The organism is Bradyrhizobium sp. ORS 86, assembly GCF_045571475.1.
GTDB lineage: Bacteria > Pseudomonadota > Alphaproteobacteria > Rhizobiales > Xanthobacteraceae > Bradyrhizobium.
In genome coordinates, this window is the sequence record NZ_CP120699.1 from 256,518 (window position 1) to 275,232 (window position 18,715).

Genomic DNA, 18,715 nt, shown 5'->3' on the forward strand with positions numbered 1-18,715 from the left:
CGTCGCGTTAGAGCAGAAGGACATTGCGTTGAATTGGTCTATCAGCAGGTGCGTCGCACCTAGTCGGCTTGATCGCTGTAGGCGAGGGCGACCGCATGGTCGCGGATATCGGCCGGCCAGTCTGCGATCAACGTCACAAAGCGCCGTCGGTCATGCGCGAACAGGGCGCGGATCGCATCCTCGTAATGCGGGCGGTTGCCGGCCATCGCGGTCATGAAGCGATAGGCTGCGTCCTGGGCGAGCCGTGTGCGGTCCTTGTCACCGCTCGCGCGCCGCGCCTCGTCGATCAGCTTGCGGATCGCGACAGATGCGCCGCCTTTCTGCTGCGCCAGCCAGTCCCAGTGTCGCGGCAGCAGCGTGATCTCGCGCGCGACGACGCCGAGCCTGGGGCGGCCGGGCCCGCGTGGGCCCGCCGGCGTGGACTGTTCGTCCGCCGCGGGAGCCTCGAGCTTCGGCAGGCGCGCCAGCACGTCGTCGATCGAGCCGCGGAAATCGATGTCGACAGGTGCGGAAGTGCGGCCGTCGAACACCAGGATCGCGGCGTCCTTGCGCCGGTCGTGCACTTGCTTGGCGGTGCGGGCGACCTCGGGAAGGCCGCCAGCCGCGATGCGGCGATCTCCATCGAAGGCGACATAGGCTGGATTCATTGGCGGTCTCTCCGATTGCGCGACATACTGCCTGGGCCATTCGCGGCAGTCACGATGCGTGCAGCTCGACTTTGCTGCGCCAGACTGGCACCAAGCGCCGCTTGCCGGCGCTGACATCGGAGGGGACGCCCATGCTGACGGTTCATCATCTCAACAATTCCCGCTCGCAGCGCGTGCTCTGGCTGCTCGAGGAACTGGGCGTGCCCTACGACATCGTCCGCTATCAGCGGCAGCCCGACATGCGCGCGCCCAAGGCGCTGCTCGCAGTGCATCCGCTCGGCAAGTCGCCTGTCATCACCGACAACGGCAACACCATCGCGGAATCCGGCGCGATCCTCGAATACATCATCGGCACCTACGGCAATGGCCGCCTGATTCCTCCCGCGAATACGCCGGAGCGGCTGCGCTACGCCTATTGGCTGCATTACGCCGAAGGCTCGGCGATGCCGCCGCTGCTGCTGAAGCTGCTGTTCACGCTGATGCCGAAGCGCGCGCCGGCGCTGCTGCGCCCATTGGTGCGCAAGGTCTCCAATCAGGCCCTCACCACGCTGGTCAATCCGCAACTCAAGCAGCACATGGCGTATTGGGAAGGCGAGCTCGGCAACAGCGAATGGTTCGCCGGCAATGAATTTACCGGCGCCGATATCCAGATGAGCTTTCCGCTCGAAGCAGCGGCCGCGCGCGGCGGGCTCGAGGACGGCCATCCCAGGTGCGTCGCATTCCTCGAACGCATTCACGCCCGCCCGGCCTATGCGCGGGCGCTGGAGAAAGGTGGGCCGTACCAGGTCGGCCGATAGCGCCTTCGTCATCGCGGCAGCTCGACCAGTGGCAGCAGCCGCGAATCCGACAGCGCCGCGGTGCGATGGCCGATGCCGGCGAGATAGGCCTCCGCTACCGCAAAGGCGAGAAACGCCCCGCGGCTCTTCTGGCGGACCAGCATCGCGCGGTCCCAGCGCTCGCCTTCAGGCCCGATCAGGAACGGACCGCCTTCGCCCATGAACAAGAGATCGCCGCCGCTCTTCCGTAGCAAGGGCAGCGTGTGCGCGATGTAGCGGTCGTAGGCCGCAGCACCCGTGATCGGCTGGGGCGGAGCCAGCTCGGGGCTCGTCGAATAGTCGGCGATCTCGCGGAAGCGCAACAGGTTCAACATCACCAGCTCGCCTGCGATGTCTCGCTGGGCAAAGGCGCGGCCGGCATCCCAGGTCGGCTCCAGATAGCAGGCAGTATCCATGTTCGGTCGTCCGGTCGGTTTCCAACTGACGCGGTTTTACCCGGGTGTAATCGCGTTGTCAATAATACCCGGATATAAATGATTGGCTGATCCGAGCGAGCGCCGAGCTCCTGCTATTCCTTGGTCGCCGACAGCACCTCGGCGATCAGCCTTTCGACGCCGCCACCGGATGGACCGGTCGAATCCCCGAGGCGCACGATCACCAGGTTTCGCGACGGAATGATCGCAATGCGCTGGTCGAGGAAACCCGCGGCAAAGAAGGCGTCGGGCGGAATGCCGTCCCTGAGCCGTTTCGCTGCGCCTTTGGCCGCGCTGCGATTGGTCCAGAACCCGGCGCCGTAATCCGTATCGAGCGTCGCGCTGGCGGAGAAATCCACCCAGTCCTCGTTGAACAGACGCGCGCCGCCGATCTGGCCTTTGTTGAGATAGAGCATGCCGAACCGCGCCCAATCGCGCGCGCTGGCAAGCATGTTGGACGCGCCTTGCAGCGTACCGGTCGCGTCGAATTCCAGCGTCACGTGGCGCATGCCGAGCGGATTGAACAGTTCACGCCATGCAAAGGCGAGCGTCTGTTCCGGCCCGCCCACGACATCGCGAATGATCCCTGCCAGGAGCTGGAATGACCCGCTGGAATAGTGCCATCGCCTTCCCGGCGGCGCGATCAGGGGCGCTTTTGCAGCGTAGCCGGTCATGTCTTCGTCCAGGTACATCCGGCTCGCCTCGTCGAAGCCGAGGTAAGTTTCGTCCAGCGCGAGCCCGGAGGTCATCCGCATCAGATGCTCGATCGTGATCTCACGACGCAAATCATTTGCGCCCTGCCATTGCGGGATCGGCGCGGCCATCGCGGGTTGGATGAGATCCTTGCGTTGAAGAATGCCGATCAACGCATTCACGACCGACTTGCTCAGCGAAAATCCGAGCAGTTGCGTGTCGATGCCAACTCCCGGCGCATAGCGCTCGGCGATGACCCGTCCGTTGTGCACCACCACCACGGCCTTGGTCCTACGCGACACCTCCCCTGCGGGCTCCTCGAACGCGTGATCGAGCGCAGCCACGAGCGCGGCATCCGACGGCGCGACAACGGTCGGAGGAGCGATGTCCGGCAGCAAAGGTGGCGACGGCGGAGTTCTCAGCGCGTCGAAGTCGCTCCGGAGCAGGTAGGGCGGTCTTGAGCCGAGCCGCAAGGTGCAACCAAAGTCCGGGTGAAATGTGGCCTGCCCATGTACCAGCCCCATCACCGATGTCTCGACCACTTTGGCCGTCGGATCGATCCGGTAGCTCAGCACGTGCCGCCACGGCCGAACGTTTGAGATGTCGGCAATCGCCGCAAAGTTGGCATCCGCGTCGAGCCCGGACACGAAGGTCCTGATGCAGACATTGTGCGCGACGAAGTCGGCCATGAAGCGCGCCGCCTTGTCGGCACGAAAATAGCTGCCGGCAATAACAACAACCGTGACCGGCAGCAGCGCCGCCAAGGCGATCCAGATCCGAGCGCGCACGAGGCACCTCTTGGGAAGCTCCGCGCTCCCACAGCACGGCGATGATGTCTTAGCGGGATGTCTGTGCGCCGCCGGCCGTGGGCAAGTGCTGCACGGTGACACCGGGCGGCGGCAGATCGTCGTCGGGCACGAAGAAATCCGACATCAGCGGCACCGACGCGTCGACGCGATAGCGCTCGAAGTCACGCACGCCGTTGGCGTAGAGCACCTTGTCGTCGATGCAGAAATGGCCGGTGAACTCGCGCGACGGCCGGGTGACGATCGCATAGGCCGCATCGCCCATGATCTCCGGAGTACGGCTCGCGCGCATCATGGCGTCGCCGCCGAGCAAGTTGCCGACCGCGGCGGTTGCGATCGTGGTGCGCGGCCACAGCGCGTTGACGGCGATGCCGGCGGATTTCAACTCGCCCGCCAGCCCGAGCACGCACATGCTCATGCCGTATTTCGCCATCGTATAGGCGGTGGAACGCTCGAACCATTTCGTCTTCATGTCGAGCGGCGGCGACAGCATCAGGATGTGCGGATTCTCCGCCTTCGTCAGATGCGGGATGCAGTATTTCGACACCATGAAGGTGCCGCGCGTGTTGATGCCCATCATCAGGTCGAACCGCTTCATGTCGGTCGCCTGCGAGGTGGTCAGGCTGATGGCGCTGGCATTGTTGACGCAGATGTCGATGCCGCCGAACTCCGTGACGGTGCGCTCGATCGCCGCCATCACCTGCGCCTCGTCCCTGATATCGCAGATCAGCGGCAGCGCGTTGCCGCCGGCGGCGCGGACCTCGTCGGCGGCGGTGTAGATCGTGCCCTTCAGCTTGGGGTGCGGCTCGGCGGTCTTCGCCGCGATCGCGACATTGGCGCCGTCACGCGCAGCCCGAAGCGCAATCGCCAGCCCGATGCCGCGACTCGCGCCCGAGATGAACAGCGTCTTGCCTTTGAGGGACGTCATGGCGTGGATCTCCAGTTAGGGACGCACGAACCGACGGCTCCCTCTCCCCTTGTGGGAGAGGGTTGGGGGTGAGGGGTGTCCCTCCACACGGCGTCTTGCATGAAGAGACCGCAAACCATCACCCGGATTGCATCTACCGATGCAATCCGGCCTCTCCCACAAGGGGAGAGGCAAAGCGGTGCAAGCGGCGCGCTCATCGCGCTAGGCATCCGCATGCAGCACGCGGCCGCGCGTCTCCGGCAGCGCGTAGGCGGCGAGGAAGAATACGCCATAGGCCGCTACTGCGAAGATCGCGATCGCGTTGGCAAGTGATGTCGTGGTCGACAGCGCGCCGACAAGATAGGGAAACAGCGCACCGACGCCGCGGCCGAAATTGTAGCAGAAGCCCTGGCCCGAGCCGCGCAGCCGCGTCGGGTAGAGTTCGGTGAGGAATGCGCCCATGCCGGAGAAATAGCCGGAGGCGAAGAAGCCGAGCGGAAAGCCGAGGATCCACAGCACTTCATTGGACAGCGGAAGCTGGGTGTAGAGCAGCACCACCGCGATCGCGCCGAGCGAGAAGATCAGGAACAGGTTGCGCCGGCCAATGCGGTCGGCGAGCCAGGCGCCGACCAGATAACCGATGAACGAGCCGATGATCAGGGTCGCGAGATAGCCGGTGGAGCCGACCACCGAGAGCTTGCGCTCGGTGGTGAGGAAGCGCGGCACCCAGAAGGTGATGGCGTAGTAACCGCCCTGCATGCCGGTGCCGACCAGCGAGGCCAGGATCGTGGTCTTCAGGATCGGCCCGTGAAAGATCTCCCACAATGCCGCCGGTCCGCTGCCGGACGCGCGCTGTTGCGCCAATGTCGCCGCGGAAATCTCGGGCTCGGTGACATAACGGCGGAGATAAAACACGAGCAGCGCCGGCAGCGCGCCGATCACGAACATCCAGCGCCACGCCGTCTCCGCAGGCAGAGCCGAGAACAGCACGGCTTGCGCCAGCACGGCAAAGCCCCAGCCGATCGCCCATCCGGATTGCACCGAACCGACCGCGCGTCCGCGATATTGCGGCCGGATCGCTTCGCCCATCAGCACGGCGCCCGCCGCCCATTCGCCGCCGAAGCCCAGCCCGAGCAGTGCGCGTGCGATCAGGAGCTGATCGAAATTCTGCACGACGGCGCAGACCAGCGAGAAGAAGGAGAACCAGAGGATGGTGAATTGCAGCGTCCTCACTCGCCCGATGCGGTCGGAGAGATAGCCGCCGAGCCAGCCGCCGACCGCCGAGGACAGCAGCGTCACCGTGCCGGCGAGCCCTGCGGTGCCGGCATCGACCTTCCACAGCGCGATGATGGTGCCGATGACCAGCGGATAGATCATGAAATCCATGCCGTCGAGCGCCCAGCCCGCGGCGCAGGCCCAGAACGTGCGCCGTTCCTGCACATTCATGTCGCGATAGAAGGCAAGAAGACTGCTGTCCTGGATCTCCGCGATCTCTATCGAATCGGATTCAGCTCGGCTCATACGTGTTCCCTTTGGGGGCAATTGTCGCCGGCAATTCCGAAATCCGCGGCCGGCTCGCGCGGAGGCGGCAATTTACCGCGATGCAGTAGGGTGGGCAAAGGCGCATTTGCGCCGTGCCCACCATCTGATGCCGTGCTCGCGATGGTGGGCACGCTGTCGCTTTGCCCACCCTACAATTGACGGTTTCACTGTCCCGCCGCCTCCGCGCCTCGCGTGCGCGGATCGGGCGCGCCGAGCAGGCCGTTGGGTGTCACCAGTATCGAGTTGGCCGAGGAGTAGCCGAGCGGTTCGACCAGTCTGTGGCCCTTGGCCTTCAGCTCCTCGAGCACCTGCTCGGGAAAGCCGCGCTCGATCCTGACCTCGTCGGGCAGCCATTGATGATGCACGCGCGGCGCCGCAACGGCGGCGGCGATGTCCATCTTGTAGTCGATCACGTCGACGATGATCTGCGTCACCGCGGAGATGATGCGGCTGCCGCCCGGCGATCCCGTTACCAGCACCGGCTTGCCATCCTTCAGCACGATGGTCGGCGACATCGACGACAGCGGGCGCTTGCCGGGGCCGGGCAGGTTGGCCTCGAAGCCGACCAGGCCAAAGGCGTTGGCGGCGCCCGGCGCTGCAGTGAAATCGTCAAGCTCGTTGTTGAGCAGCACGCCGGTGCCCTCCGCGACGAGGCCGACGCCGTAAGGGAAGTTCAGCGTGTAGGTATTGCTGACGGCGTTGCCGCCGGCATCGACGACGGAATAGTGCGTGGTGTTGTCGCCCTCGTGCGGCGGCTTCGCATTCCGCACGTCGGTCCAGGGTGTGGCACGGGCGAGATTGATGGTCGCGCGCTGTTTCGCGGCGTAGTCTTTCGAGATCAACAGTTGCGTCGGCGCATCGACGAAGGCGGGATCGCCGAGATAGCGCGCACGATCGGCATAGGCGCGCTTCATCGCCTCGATCATCACATGCAGCGACGCCGCCGAGCCCTGCTTCATCTCGGACATCGGAAAGCCTTCGAGGATGTTCAGGATCTCCAGCAGCACCACGCCTCCCGAAGAGGGCTGCGGCATCGAGACGATGTCATAGCCCCGATAGGTGCCGCGGATCGGCGGGCGGATGACCGGATGATAAGATTTCAGGTCGTCGAGGCTGATGATGCCGCCGGCATCACGGATGCCCTTGACGAGCTTCTCGGCGACCGCGCCTTCGTAGAAGCCGCGCGGGCCCTGCTCCGCAACCGCCGTCAGTGTCGCGGCGAGATCGCTCTGGATCAGCCGGTCGCCCTCGTGCAACGGGCTGCCGTCGGGATGCGAGAAAGTCCTGGCCGAATTCGGCCAGCGCGACATGCGGCGATACATGTCGTTGAGCGTGTCCGATGTATCGTCGGTGACGATGAAGCCGTCGCGCGCGAGCTCGATCGCGGGTTGAATGATCTGCGCCAGCGTGAACTTGCCGGAGCCGTATTTCTCCAGCGCAAGCGCAAGTCCGGCAACAGTGCCGGGCACGCCGATGCCGAGTGCGGAATAGCGCGATTTGTTGGGGTCCGGCTTGCCGTCGGCACGCAGGAACATGTCGCGCGTTGCCGCCAGCGGTGCGGTCTCGCGGTAGTCGATGGTGACGTCCTCGTTGCGTCCGGCTAGATGGATCACCATGAAGCCGCCGCCGCCGATATTGCCGGCGCGCGGATAGGTGACCGCCATCGCAAAACCGGTGGCGACCGCGGCATCGACCGCATTGCCGCCTTGCCGCAGGATGTCGGCGCCGACCCGCGCGGCGATTTTCTCCTGCGCCACCACCATGCCGCTTTCGGCCGGAATGCTGCGAATTCCGTCAGCGGCCGGCGGCATGTAGAAGCGGCGCTGCTCCTGGCTGAGCGCCGGCGCAGCAACACCGATCAACAGGAGAGCGGCAAACAACCGTCGCGATATCGTTGCGGTCCGCGTCATCGGAGCCCCCTGCTTTTTCATTCGACGTGACATTCGCAAAACAAGCCCATGCTATATGGGGACGGCTTCGCGAGGCAAAACGCCTGTTCGTGACTCGATTTGAGGAATCTTTATGACGATGGCGGTGACGGCACAGACAGGCATTGACGAGGTGAAGACTTATCCGGGGCGCGCCGCAGTCATTAGCTGGATCTTCTTCGACTGGGCTGCGCAGCCATACTTTACGCTGATCACGACCTTCGTCTTTGCGCCCTATTTCGCGAGCTTTGTCGCATCCGATCCGGCGAGCGGTCAGGCGATGTGGGGCTTTGCCACGGCGGCCGCGGGGCTCGCGATCGCGTTGCTGTCGCCGGTGCTGGGCGCGATTGCCGATGCCAGCGGCCGCCGCAAGCCGTGGATCGCGGGCTTTGGTGCGCTGCTCGTGATCGGCGCGAGCGCGATGTGGATCGGCAAGCCCGGCAATCCCGACGTCATTCCCGTGCTGCTGCTCGCCTATGCGATCGCAAGCGTCGGCGTCGAGTTCGCGACCGTCTTCAACAATGCGATGATGCCGACGCTGGTACCGCCGGACAGGATCGGCCGGTTGTCGGGCACCGGCTGGGCCACCGGCTATGTCGGCGGCATCCTGAGCCTCGTGCTGGTGCTCGGCTTCCTCGCCGCCAACGCCGAGACCGGCCGCACGCTGTTCGGCTTCACCCCGCTATTCGGTCTCGATCCCGTCACCCATGAGGGCGATCGCATCACCGGACCACTGACCGGGCTGTGGTTCATCATCTTCGTGGCGCCGATGTTCCTGTTCACGCCGGACTATCCGGCCAAGCGTCCGTTGCGCGATGCGGTCGGCGAAGGTCTGCGCGAGTTGCGGGAGTCACTGGCGAGCCTGCCGAAGCAGACATCGATGGCGCGATTTCTGCTCGCGAACATGATCTACACCGATGGCTTGGTGTCGCTGTTTGCCTTCGGTGGGATCTATGCGGCCGGCACCTTCGGCTGGGACACGATCCGCATCGGCACGTTCGGCATCATCCTGGCGATCGCCGGTACGTTCGGGGGCTGGATCGGCGGCAAGCTCGACGATGCGTTCGGGCCGAGACGGGTCATCACGGGCAGCCTGCTGATCCTGCTGTTTGCGATCGTCGCGATCCTCACCGTGAACAAGGATTCCGTCCTGTTCATCGCGGTCGCGCCTCCAGTACCCGGCGGTCCGTTGTTTGCCGGCGCTGCCGAACGCGCCTATCTCGTGCTGGGTTGCTTGATCGGCGCCACCGGCGCGCCGCTGCAAGCCGCCTCGCGCTCGCTTCTGATCCGCCTCGCGCCGAAGGATCGCATCGCGCAGTATTTCGGCCTGTTCGCCCTGACCGGGAAAGTGACGTCGTTCATCGGTCCGCTCCTGATCGGCGCGATCACCGCGGCGACCGCGAGTCAGAAAGCCGGCATGGCGGTGCTGGTGGTGTTTTTCGTCGTGGGTCTGACGCTGCTGGCGAAGGTGCGGGAGTAGTAAACACTGTCGTCCCGGGCAAGCCAACGGGTCGGCGCGAAGCGCCGCCCGATGACAGGCTCCACGCGACCCGGGACCCATAACCACCGCTGCTCAAGATAAGTACGCTGGAGCCCCAGCTTGCTCTAACAATGCACGCCTGTGGTTATGGGTCCCTGCTTTCGCAGGGACGACAGGTTAATGCCGGAAGTGGCGCACGCCGGTGAACACCATCGCGATGCCGTGCTCGTCGGCGGCCTTGATCACCTCGTCGTCGCGCATCGAGCCGCCAGGCTGGATCACCGCGGTGGCGCCGGCCTCGATGCAGGCGAGCATGCCGTCGGCAAACGGGAAGAACGCGTCGGAGGCGACCACCGAGCCTTTGGTCAGAGGCTCCGCCAGCTTCAATTCCGCCGCTGCGTCCAGCGCCTTGCGTGCGGCGATGCGCGCGGAATCGACCCGGCTCATCTGGCCGGCGCCGATGCCGACGGTGGCGAGATCCTTGGCGTAGATGATGGTGTTCGACTTGACGTGCTTTGCGACGCGGAAGGCGAATTTGAGATCGCGCAGCTCGGCATCGGTCGGCGCGCGCTTGGTCGCGACCTTGAGGTTCATGTCCTCGACCACGGCATTGTCGCGGCTCTGCACCAAAAGGCCGCCGGCGACCGTTTTGGCGGTGAGGCCGACCGCGCGCGGATTCGGCAGGCCGCCGGCGAGCAGCAGGCGCAGGTTGCGCCGGCTCGCGATGATCGAGATCGCTTCCTCGGTCGCGTCGGGCGCGATGATCACCTCGGTGAAGATGCCGATGATGGCGCGCGCGGCATCCGCGTCCAGCGTGCGGTTGACCGCGATGATGCCGCCATAGGCCGAGGTCGAGTCACAGGCGAGCGCGCGGCGGTACGCAGTGGCGAGGTCGGGGCCCTCGGCGACGCCACAGGGGTTGGCGTGCTTGACGATCACACAAGCCGCGGTGCGGCCCGGATCGAACTCGCCGATGCATTCATAGGCCGCATCGGTGTCGTTGATGTTGTTGTAGGACAGTTCCTTGCCCTGAAGCTGGCGCGCGGTGGCGACGCCCGGCCGCTTGTCCGGCGTGGCGTAGAATGCCGCGGTCTGATGCGGATTCTCGCCATAGCGCAGCGACTGGATCAGTCGGCCGCCGAAGGCACGGAAGTCCGGCGCCTTGGTGTCGAGCTGCACGGCAAACCAGTTCGAGATCGCGGCATCATAAGCCGCGGTGCGCGCATAGGCCTTGGCGGCCAGCCGCCGGCGCAGGCCAAGCGAGGTCGCGCCCTTGTGCGCGGCGAGCTCGTCGAGCACCGCAGAATAGTCCTGCGCTTCGACCACGACAGTGACGTCGTCATGGTTCTTGGCCGCGGCGCGGATCATCGCGGGGCCGCCGATGTCGATGTTCTCGATGCACTCCTCGAAGCCGGCGCCTTTGTCGACAGTCGCCTCGAACGGATAGAGGTTGACCACCAGAAGATCGATCGGCGCGATGCCGTGCGCGGCCATCGCCGCCGCGTGCTCCTTGTTGTCGCGGATCGCGAGCAGGCCGCCATGCACCTTCGGATGCAGCGTCTTGACCCGGCCGTCCATCATTTCGGGGAAGCCGGTGAGATCGGAAACGTCCTTGACCTTCAAGCCCGCGGCGGCGATGGCCTTGGCCGTGCCGCCGGTCGAGACCAGTTCGACGCCATGGTCGGCCAGCGTCTTGGCGAAGTCGATCAGGCCGGTCTTGTCGGAAACGGACAACAGAGCGCGGGTCACGCGGCGAAGCTGTTCGGTCATGCTGGAAATCCCTGGCTGTTAAGGCAGCCGGGTAGCATGGTTTAGTGCGGTACGAAACCGATACATGGGCCTGATTCCCGGGAAATTGAGGCTCCTTCCCCGTCATCCCCGCGCAAAGGCTTCGCCTTTGTCGCTGGAGCCGCGAGCGGAGCGAGCCTCGAAGGGTGCACGGCCCGGCTGGTGGCCGTCGACCCTTCGAAACGCGCGCGAGTGCGCGCTCCTCAGGGTGACGGTTCAAATCGCACGGAATGGAAGCAATACGCCCGGCCGCTTACAGCGGCAGTTCCGGCTCGCGGCGGGCATTGCGCCGCGCGTTGGTGGCGGAGGCCGAGGTCGAGGAGCGCACGAAGCTCCAGCGCACCGTGGACGCCTGCCGGGCGTCCTGCCGGATCACGATCTGGGAGGTGCGGCGCGGGCCGTCATTGCCGGCCAGGAACACGCTGTCCTCGAGATCGACCTTGTCGTCGAAGGCCTCGAAGGTCCAGACGTCGCGATTGGGCAGCACCAGCATCACGCCGCGTGCGTCCGACAGGCGGCTGGCCTTCACCGACGGATGCAGATGGAAGCGCAGCGCAAAGTCGGCCTCGCTGCCCTTGATGCGGCCGCCCTGTGCCGGCGCAACCGAATCCTCGCCCTCCAGGCGTGTGCCGTCGTGAGCCAGGATCAGCACGCGGCGATGGATCACGCCGAAGCGGGACCGATATCCGTCATGCGATATGGTCAGCATGTCGCCTTCGGTGATGGTCTCGCGGAAGTTCTCGATATGGCTGGGGCCGCTGGTGATCGGCGCGCCGCGCAGCAACCGCTTCATCGCCGACAACTCGACGAATTGGCATGACGAGGTCTCGCGATAGGTCAGTGTCGAATGCGCTGCGGTGGAGCGCGCGAACGGTCGCCAATTCTCGCGCCCGGTGGACGGCATGCCGCAATTGACGACGATGCGGCTCGGACCGGACGAGAATTCGAAGGAGAGGCAGCCGGCATGTGCGTCCTGGCTGACGCTGGGTGGCGGCGGCGGGCCGGTGTCGACGATCACGGTCGCCGCGCCGGCATCGATCCGCTGGAAGCCCGAATGCGGCATGCTCGACATCGGCACGCCGCGCGTGTCGTCATAGGCGAGCAGTGTCGCGACGAGATCGGACGGTGCGGTGCTCATGCCGTTGAATAGTGCGAAACTGCCGTCGCCGTGCCGGAAGAAGCGAAGCATCGGCATCATGCGATCGATCGCATTGAGCAGCGCCGGCGGCGGCGCGATGTTCCGCGCGGCAAAGGTCTGCCGCAGCGGCAGCAGATCGCTGAGCAACTCGACCAGTGCGCCGGGATTGCGCGAGATGTGGCCGCCATCGGGCAGGATCTGGCGCTGCAACTCCTCCGACAGCTTGCGTGAGGTCGCCTTGATGTTGCGCGCCTGGTTGGCGAGGCAGAGCGAGGCGTAGCACAGCGCGATCAGCACCTGCAGCCGCGGCACGCCGTCATTGTCGAGCGCGGAGTAGCGCAGATAGCGAATCTCGCGCGCCAGCCCGCGCAGATATTTGCGGTAAAACTTGCCGTCGCTGTCACCAAGCACCAATGGTGCCTGCGACAACAGCGAGATCACGCGGCGCGCGCGCACATCAGCGCGGCTCTCCAGCGGCCGCTTGCGCGCCTGGTTGGAGATCCAGTCGTCGACCAGCGAGCGGGCATTGGCGCGGGTCAGCGCGGTGTCGGCGGCGCGCAGATGGCGCAGCCAGCCGAAGCCGAGCAGCGCGGCTTCCCAATCTTCCGACGGCGGCTCGAGATCGAAGATCGAGCGTCCATGGCAGGTGACGATCTTGCCGGCGAAGACGAATCGGCCGGCGTAGATTTCCGCAGCGCGGGTGGCGTCCGCCGTGCGGAGGTCGTGCGGAGCAATCATCAGCCGGTCGGTGCGGCCGGGCCACAGCCGTGACAGCGCGACGGTTCCACCGCTGACGCGTGCGACGATGCTGCGGGCGAAGCGGCCAGCAACCAGCGTCGAGATGCGTCTGCTTTGAGCGACCGACACGCCTAACCTTGTGGAAGGGGATCTTGAACGAATCCTTTATTAATCCGGAAACGCGGCCAAGACACCCTCTTGAAACCGCGCGAATCACCCGGAGCCTAGAAGACACAGGTTTAAAATCAGGATTTAACCAGCCTGGCCGCGTAAAATCCATCCAGCCCGCCCAATCGTGCGTCGGCATGGGGCAAATGACACGGCAGAGTGCGCAAATCGCCGTCGGCGGTGATGATTTCGTCGAGGTCCGCGACCTCGCCCCTCTCGACCGGCGCACGCCGCAAGCCTGATTCGTCCGCCAGCAGCGCGGCAATCGCCTGTTCGCCCTCCTCGGGCTCCAGCGAGCAGGTGCAGTACACCAGCGTACCGCCAGGCTTCAGCAGTCCGACGGCCTTTTGCAGCAGCCGTTTCTGCAGTCCCGACAGCGTGGCGATATCGGCCTCTTGGCGCAGCCAGGCGACGTCGGGATGGCGGCGAATCGTTCCGGTCGAGGTGCAGGGCGCATCGACCAGGATGCCGTCGAAGCTTTCGGCCTGCGCTGGCCATTCGACCGTGTCGCTGACGACGTTCTCAGCCTGCAGCGCGAGCCGCGTGAGGTTGTCGCGCAGCCGCGCCATCCGCGCCGGCGAGCGGTCGACTGCGGTGACCCGTGCACCGGCAAAGGCGAGCTGGGCGGTCTTGCCGCCTGGCGCGGCGCAGAGGTCGGCGATCGCCTTGTCCTTGATGTCGCCGAACAGGCGCGCCGGCAGCGCAGCCGCTGCGTCCTGCACCCACCATTGACCTTCCGCGAAACCCGGCAGCATGGTCACGGAACCCTGCAGCAGGGTGCGCACGGTTCCCGTCGGCAGCGTCTCGCCATGCAGGCGGCTCGCCCATTGTGGCGCATCCGACTTCACCGTGAGATCGAGCGACGGTTCATGGCTTAGTGCGAGCGCCATGTCGCGCGCGGTCGATTCGCCATAATGCGCGATCCAGCGCGTCAGCATCCATTGCGGCAGATCGAGGGTCTGCATCTTGATCTCGTCGATCAGGCCATGGCCCTCGCGCGCGCAACGGCGCAGCACGGCGTTGACAAGCCCGGCATATTTCGCCGCGCGCCGGTCCGACTGGACAAGGCGCACCGAGAGATCGACCGCGGCATGATCGGGCACATCCATCCAGAGGATCTGCGCGGCGCCGATCAGGAGCGCGCTTTGCGCGCGCGGCGCATCGGTCGGGATGCCGCGGTCGAGCAGGCGCGACAGCAGATGGCCGAGCGTGCCGAGACGGCGCAGGATGGTCGACACCAGCCGCCGCATCAGCGCGCGGTCGCGATCGGCGAGTGATTTCAGGCCGGGATGTGCGCCCGCGCCGTCGAGCTGGTCGTCGAGCGTGCGATGCTTGTGCAGCACGCCGTCGAGAATGTCGGCCGCGATTCGTCGTGCCGCGAGACCGGGTACTTCGGAAGGAACTGCAAATCTTGAAGGAGGCATGAAGCGGAGATATCTCGGAAGGTGCTAAGTTACATTCGGCTCATGCCTATGAACTGGAAAACCTCTCTGGCACGCGAATATGCCAAATGTAAGAATCGCTCCGAGATATCTTGTGATCGTCATGTCGTCGCTGCGCCGACGGGAAGATGCGCGACGCGCAGCCGGAAAGTCTTGCCATGCCTGATAATTCTTCACCGCCGCTCGAAGCGGCGCCGCGCAAGCCGCTGACGCCGGCTGCGCAGCGTGCGCTCGCCGAGGCCGAAGCGCGGCGCAAGGCCGCCGAGCAGACCGCAGCCACGCGGCCGAAGGAGCTCCAGGGGCCGAAGGGTCCGGAACCAACACGTTACGGCGACTGGGAAACCAAGGGCATCGCCTCCGATTTCTGACATCCTTGCCGGACAGGCCGACTCAGGCCTAGTCAGGGGAATATGTCCCCATACGAGAGAATAAATGCTCATCGTGCGCCGGGACGCCCGCCCTTTGGCCGGTCGCGCTGGGGCCGGCGCTTCTCGGCGGCGCTGCCGTGGGTGTTCGTTCTCGGCATGGCGGCCGGCTCCATGTTGCCGATCCGCCAATGGGTGCATGTGCCGCTCCCGCATTGGTCCGACAGCTGGCCTCGAGATGGCGATGCGATCTGGCGGCGCGCCGGCGTACCGGATGCCCGGCATCCCGCCGACGTCATCAGGACGATCGACGGCGACACCTTCGCGGCGCGGGTGCATGTATCGCCCGGTCTCGACCTGACCACGCATGTCCGCCTGCGCGGCATCGATGCGCCGGAGCTGAAGGCGTCCTGCCCGCAGGAATTGCGAATGGCGGAGGCGGCGACCTCAGCGCTGCGCGAACTGCTCCGTCAGGGCGATGTCGTGATCTACAATGTCGGTCCCGACAAATATCAGGGACGTGTCGTCGCCGACGTCGCGACAAGAAAGACCGACGACGTTTCGGCGGCGCTGCTCGCGGGCGGCTACGCGCGAGCCTACAATGGCGGGCATCGCAGCGGCTGGTGCGCCAACGCCATTCGTTGAAGCAAGATGGTCTTCCGCAGCGCGCTCCGAAGCGATCTCTCCTGGTGCCGCAATAAACAAAAGCCGCGCCGATGCGCGGCCTTTGTTCCGCCGGCTCCGATCGATGTCAGCGGGTGACGACGACGGTCGTGCCGACCGAGACGCGCTGATAGAGATCGGTGATGTCGGAATTGAGCATGCGGATGCAGCCGTAGGACACGAAGCCGCCGACCGAGCCCGGCACGTTGGTGCCGTGGATCGCATATTCGCCGCCGGCAAGCGTCATCGCGGCCACGCCCATCGGATTCTGCGGCGAGCCGCCCGGGATCACGTTCGGGATGCTCGGCTTGTCGCGCTTCAATTCGGCGGGCGGCGACCAGGCCGGGTTGCGATACTTGCCGTCGATCTGGGTGGTGCCGGCCCACTGCTTGCCGGCCTTGCCGACGCCGACCGGGTAACGCATCGCGTGGCCGGAATCGAGGATGAGATAGAGCCGCCGCTCGGCCGTCTTCACCACGATGGTGCCCGGCGAATAGTTCTCGGCGCGCATGCCGACCATTTCGGGTCGCGCTTCGGCGGCTGACGACATCAAGGCGCCCGCCCCGATGGTGGCGGCCAACGCCACCGCAATCTTCAACGACATCACCTTCTCCACTGCCCAACAAGCCCCTCGCGGGGCCTCAAAACCAGCAGCAGGGCCCAACAGCGGGGCCTGCCGGTCTCACATACGCAATGTTAGCCGCGTGGCTTTAACCGGATGGTTGCCGCGCGAGTCGCAAGACACGTCATAGTGGCAAAAGGAAAGGAAATGTTCGGATCAAAGTAAATGACCTGGAAACAACACTCCGCCGCAAATCCGCGTCGGGGGCGCCGGGTCTCTGACAATTGCGTGAAACCGCCGACCCACGAAGCGGAAGGGCCGCGGCGATGATCGCGCGGCCCTGCACTCTTTGTTTTCCGATGTTGGCGGCGTCAGCCTAGATTGTTGTTTGACGCGTTTTCTTCACGCGAACCGGTGTCCACTTCGCTCGAAAACGCTCTATGCCGGCGCGCCCTTCTTGTTCTGGCGGTTCTTGACGAGATCGTCGACCACGGCCGGGTCGGCGAGCGTCGAGGTGTCGCCGAGGCTCGACGACTCGTCCTCCGCGATCTTGCGCAGGATGCGGCGCATGATCTTGCCCGAGCGCGTCTTCGGCAGTCCGGGCGCGAATTGGATCAGGTCGGGGGAGGCGATCGGGCCGATGTCCTTGCGGACCCAGGCCACCAGCTCCTTGCGCAGCGCCTCCGTCGGCTCAGTGCCTTTCATCAAGGTGACGTAGGCGTAGATGCCTTGGCCCTTGATGTCGTGAGGATAGCCGACGACCGCGGCTTCGGACACGGCCTCATGCGCGACCAGCGAGCTTTCGACCTCTGCGGTGCCCATGCGGTGGCCGGAAACGTTGATCACATCATCGACGCGGCCGGTGATCCAGTAGTAGCTGTCGGCGTCGCGGCGGCAGCCGTCGCCGGTGAAGTACTTGCCCTTGTAGGTCGAGAAGTAAGTCTGCTCGAAGCGGGCGTGATCGCCATACACCGTGCGCATCTGGCCGGGCCAGGAGCGCGTCAGGCAGAGGTTGCCCGAGGTCTCGCCCTCCAGCGTCTTGCCGTCGGCATCGACGATCTCGGGCACCACGCCGAAGAACGGCCGCGTCGCCGATCCCGGCTTCAGCTTGGTCGCGCCGGGCAGCGGCGTGATCAGGATGCCGCCGGTCTCGGTCTGCCACCAGGTGTCGACGATCGGGCAGCGGTCGTCGCCAACCACGCGATGATACCATTCCCAGGCTTCCGGGTTGATCGGCTCGCCGACCGAGCCGAGCAACCGCAGCGACTTGCGTGACGTCTTCTTCACCGGCTCGTCGCCACCCTGCATCAGCGCGCGGATCGCGGTCGGCGCGGTGTAGAAGATGTTGACCTTGTGCTTGTCGACGACGTTCCAGAAGCGGGAGTTGTCGGGGTAGTTCGGTACGCCCTCGAACATCAGCGTGGTCGCGCCGTTGGCGAGCGGCCCGTAGAGGATATAGCTGTGGCCGGTGACCCAGCCGACGTCGGCGGTGCACCAGTAGATGTCGCCATCGTGATAGTCGAAGACGTATTGATGCGTCATCGCCGCGAACACGAGATAGCCGGCGGAGGTGTGCAGCACACCCTTCGGCGTTCCGGTCGAGCCCGACGTGTAGAGGATGAACAACGGGTCCTCCGCATTCATCGGCTCGCACGGGCATTCCGCGGTGACCATCTTGGCGGCGTCGTGGTACCAGAGGTCGCGCGTCGGGTTCATGTCGACGGCACCGCCGGTGCGCTTCACCACCACAACCCAATCGACGCCTCCGGTCTTGGCGATGGCCGCGTCGACATTGGCCTTCAGCGGCACCTTCCTGCCGCCGCGCAAACCTTCATCGGCGGTGATGATCACCTTCGAATCGCAGTCCTTGATGCGCTGGGCGAGGCTGTCGGGGGAGAAGCCGCCGAACACCACCGAATGGATCGCGCCGATCCGCGCGCAAGCCAGCATGGCGTAGGCCGCTTCCGGAATCATCGGCAGGTAGATCGTGACACGATCGCCCTTCTTGACGTTCCGCGTGCGCAGGATATTGGCCATCTTGCAGACTTCGTCGTGAAGCTGGCGGTAGGTGATGTGCTTCGACTCGGAGGGATCGTCGCCCTCCCAGATGATCGCGGTCTGGTCGCCGCGCTTCTCCAGATGACGGTCGATGCAATTCCAGGCGACGTTCAACTCGCCGTCCTCGAACCATTTGATCGAGATGTTGCCCGGCGCAAAGGAGACGTTCTCGACCTTGGTGAACGGCTTGATCCAGTCGACCCGCTTGCCGTGCTCGGCCCAGAAGCCGCTGGGGTCCGATACCGACCGCGCATACATCTCGCGATATTTGGCATCATCGATATAAGCGCGCTTGGCCCAGTCAGCCGGCACGTCATAAATCTTCTCGGACATCATTTCCTCCACTCATTGCCGATCGCAAACGACGCGGTGGCAAGCCGTCTTCATCATTGCCGGGAGTATGCGTGGCCGCGTTCTGGCCGGGCAAGGAAAAAGGACTGTCACCTTTGTCGCGCAGTAGCCGTCAGGCGCGCCCTCCGGCTGTTGCATGTGCTAAGACGGCTTTACCGCAATCCATCGACGAGAGAAACCTATGCTCCAT

15 protein-coding genes are annotated in these 18,715 nt (G+C 65.2%); 4 read left to right on the forward strand and 11 right to left on the reverse strand.

What is annotated here, in order from left to right; all coding sequences use genetic code 11:
* Window positions 1–59 precede the first annotated feature (59 nt).
* Window positions 60–647: a DUF2239 family protein gene (locus P6U25_RS01235; RefSeq protein WP_407149632.1), complete on the reverse strand. Its 588-nt coding sequence runs from the start codon at window positions 645–647 to the stop codon at window positions 60–62.
* 131 nt (window positions 648–778) lie between these two features.
* Between P6U25_RS01235 and P6U25_RS01240 the strand changes: the two genes are divergently transcribed.
* Entirely contained in the window at window positions 779–1,444 is a 666-nt protein-coding gene (locus P6U25_RS01240) for a glutathione S-transferase family protein (RefSeq protein WP_407149633.1), read from the forward strand.
* Window positions 1,445–1,452: 8 nt separating this feature from the next.
* Here P6U25_RS01240 and P6U25_RS01245 read toward each other — a convergent pair whose 3' ends face one another.
* The 5 genes from P6U25_RS01245 to ggt all read right to left on the reverse strand — a co-directional run bounded on the left by P6U25_RS01245 (window position 1,453) and on the right by ggt (window position 7,754).
* Entirely contained in the window at window positions 1,453–1,878 is a 426-nt protein-coding gene (locus P6U25_RS01245; protein WP_407149634.1) for a DUF1330 domain-containing protein, read from the reverse strand.
* Between the two features lie 113 nt (window positions 1,879–1,991).
* Window positions 1,992–3,377 (reverse strand): serine hydrolase domain-containing protein, encoded by a 1,386-nt coding sequence (locus tag P6U25_RS01250; RefSeq protein ID WP_407149635.1) that lies wholly within the window; start codon window positions 3,375–3,377, stop codon window positions 1,992–1,994.
* A 49-nt stretch (window positions 3,378–3,426) separates the two neighbouring features.
* A complete protein-coding gene (locus tag P6U25_RS01255) occupies window positions 3,427–4,323 on the reverse strand; it encodes an SDR family oxidoreductase (RefSeq protein ID WP_407149636.1) in 897 nt (298 codons plus the stop codon).
* 201 nt (window positions 4,324–4,524) lie between these two features.
* Window positions 4,525–5,823, reverse strand: coding sequence for an MFS transporter (locus tag P6U25_RS01260; protein WP_407149637.1), 1,299 nt, complete (start codon window positions 5,821–5,823; stop codon window positions 4,525–4,527).
* A 185-nt stretch (window positions 5,824–6,008) separates the two neighbouring features.
* The gene (gene ggt, locus P6U25_RS01265) at window positions 6,009–7,754 is read right to left on the reverse strand and encodes a gamma-glutamyltransferase (protein ID WP_407149638.1); all 1,746 of its coding nucleotides are present in this window, start codon (window positions 7,752–7,754) and stop codon (window positions 6,009–6,011) included.
* 118 nt (window positions 7,755–7,872) lie between these two features.
* On the opposite strand from ggt, the gene P6U25_RS01270 reads away from it, so the two are divergent.
* Entirely contained in the window at window positions 7,873–9,252 is a 1,380-nt protein-coding gene (locus P6U25_RS01270; protein WP_407152723.1) for an MFS transporter, read from the forward strand.
* Between the two features lie 177 nt (window positions 9,253–9,429).
* Here the strand turns inward: P6U25_RS01270 and purH are convergent, their stop codons facing one another.
* The 3 genes from purH to P6U25_RS01285 form a co-directional block, all read right to left on the reverse strand.
* A complete protein-coding gene (purH, locus tag P6U25_RS01275; RefSeq protein ID WP_407149639.1) occupies window positions 9,430–11,022 on the reverse strand; it encodes a bifunctional phosphoribosylaminoimidazolecarboxamide formyltransferase/IMP cyclohydrolase in 1,593 nt (530 codons plus the stop codon).
* A 271-nt stretch (window positions 11,023–11,293) separates the two neighbouring features.
* Entirely contained in the window at window positions 11,294–13,045 is a 1,752-nt protein-coding gene (locus P6U25_RS01280; protein WP_407149640.1) for a heparinase II/III family protein, read from the reverse strand.
* Between the two features lie 116 nt (window positions 13,046–13,161).
* On the reverse strand, window positions 13,162–14,508 hold the full coding sequence (locus P6U25_RS01285; RefSeq protein WP_407149641.1) for an RsmB/NOP family class I SAM-dependent RNA methyltransferase: 1,347 nt from the start codon (window positions 14,506–14,508) through the stop codon (window positions 13,162–13,164).
* Window positions 14,509–14,684: 176 nt separating this feature from the next.
* Here P6U25_RS01285 and P6U25_RS01290 point away from each other — a divergent pair, with 176 nt between their 5' ends.
* The gene (locus P6U25_RS01290) at window positions 14,685–14,894 is read left to right on the forward strand and encodes a DUF1674 domain-containing protein (protein ID WP_407149642.1); all 210 of its coding nucleotides are present in this window, start codon (window positions 14,685–14,687) and stop codon (window positions 14,892–14,894) included.
* Window positions 14,895–14,936: 42 nt separating this feature from the next.
* Window positions 14,937–15,536 carry a thermonuclease family protein gene (locus P6U25_RS01295; protein ID WP_407149643.1) on the forward strand — a complete coding sequence of 200 codons (600 nt, stop codon included), beginning with the start codon at window positions 14,937–14,939 and terminating at the stop codon, window positions 15,534–15,536.
* A gap of 106 nt (window positions 15,537–15,642) precedes the next feature.
* Here the strand turns inward: P6U25_RS01295 and P6U25_RS01300 are convergent, their stop codons facing one another.
* Both P6U25_RS01300 and acs read right to left on the reverse strand, forming a co-directional pair.
* Complete coding sequence (locus tag P6U25_RS01300) at window positions 15,643–16,158, reverse strand: L,D-transpeptidase (protein WP_407149644.1); 516 nt, start codon at window positions 16,156–16,158, stop codon at window positions 15,643–15,645.
* Window positions 16,159–16,554: 396 nt separating this feature from the next.
* Window positions 16,555–18,507: an acetate--CoA ligase gene (acs, locus tag P6U25_RS01305; RefSeq protein ID WP_407149645.1), complete on the reverse strand. Its 1,953-nt coding sequence runs from the start codon at window positions 18,505–18,507 to the stop codon at window positions 16,555–16,557.
* Between the last annotated feature and the right edge of the window lie 208 nt (window positions 18,508–18,715).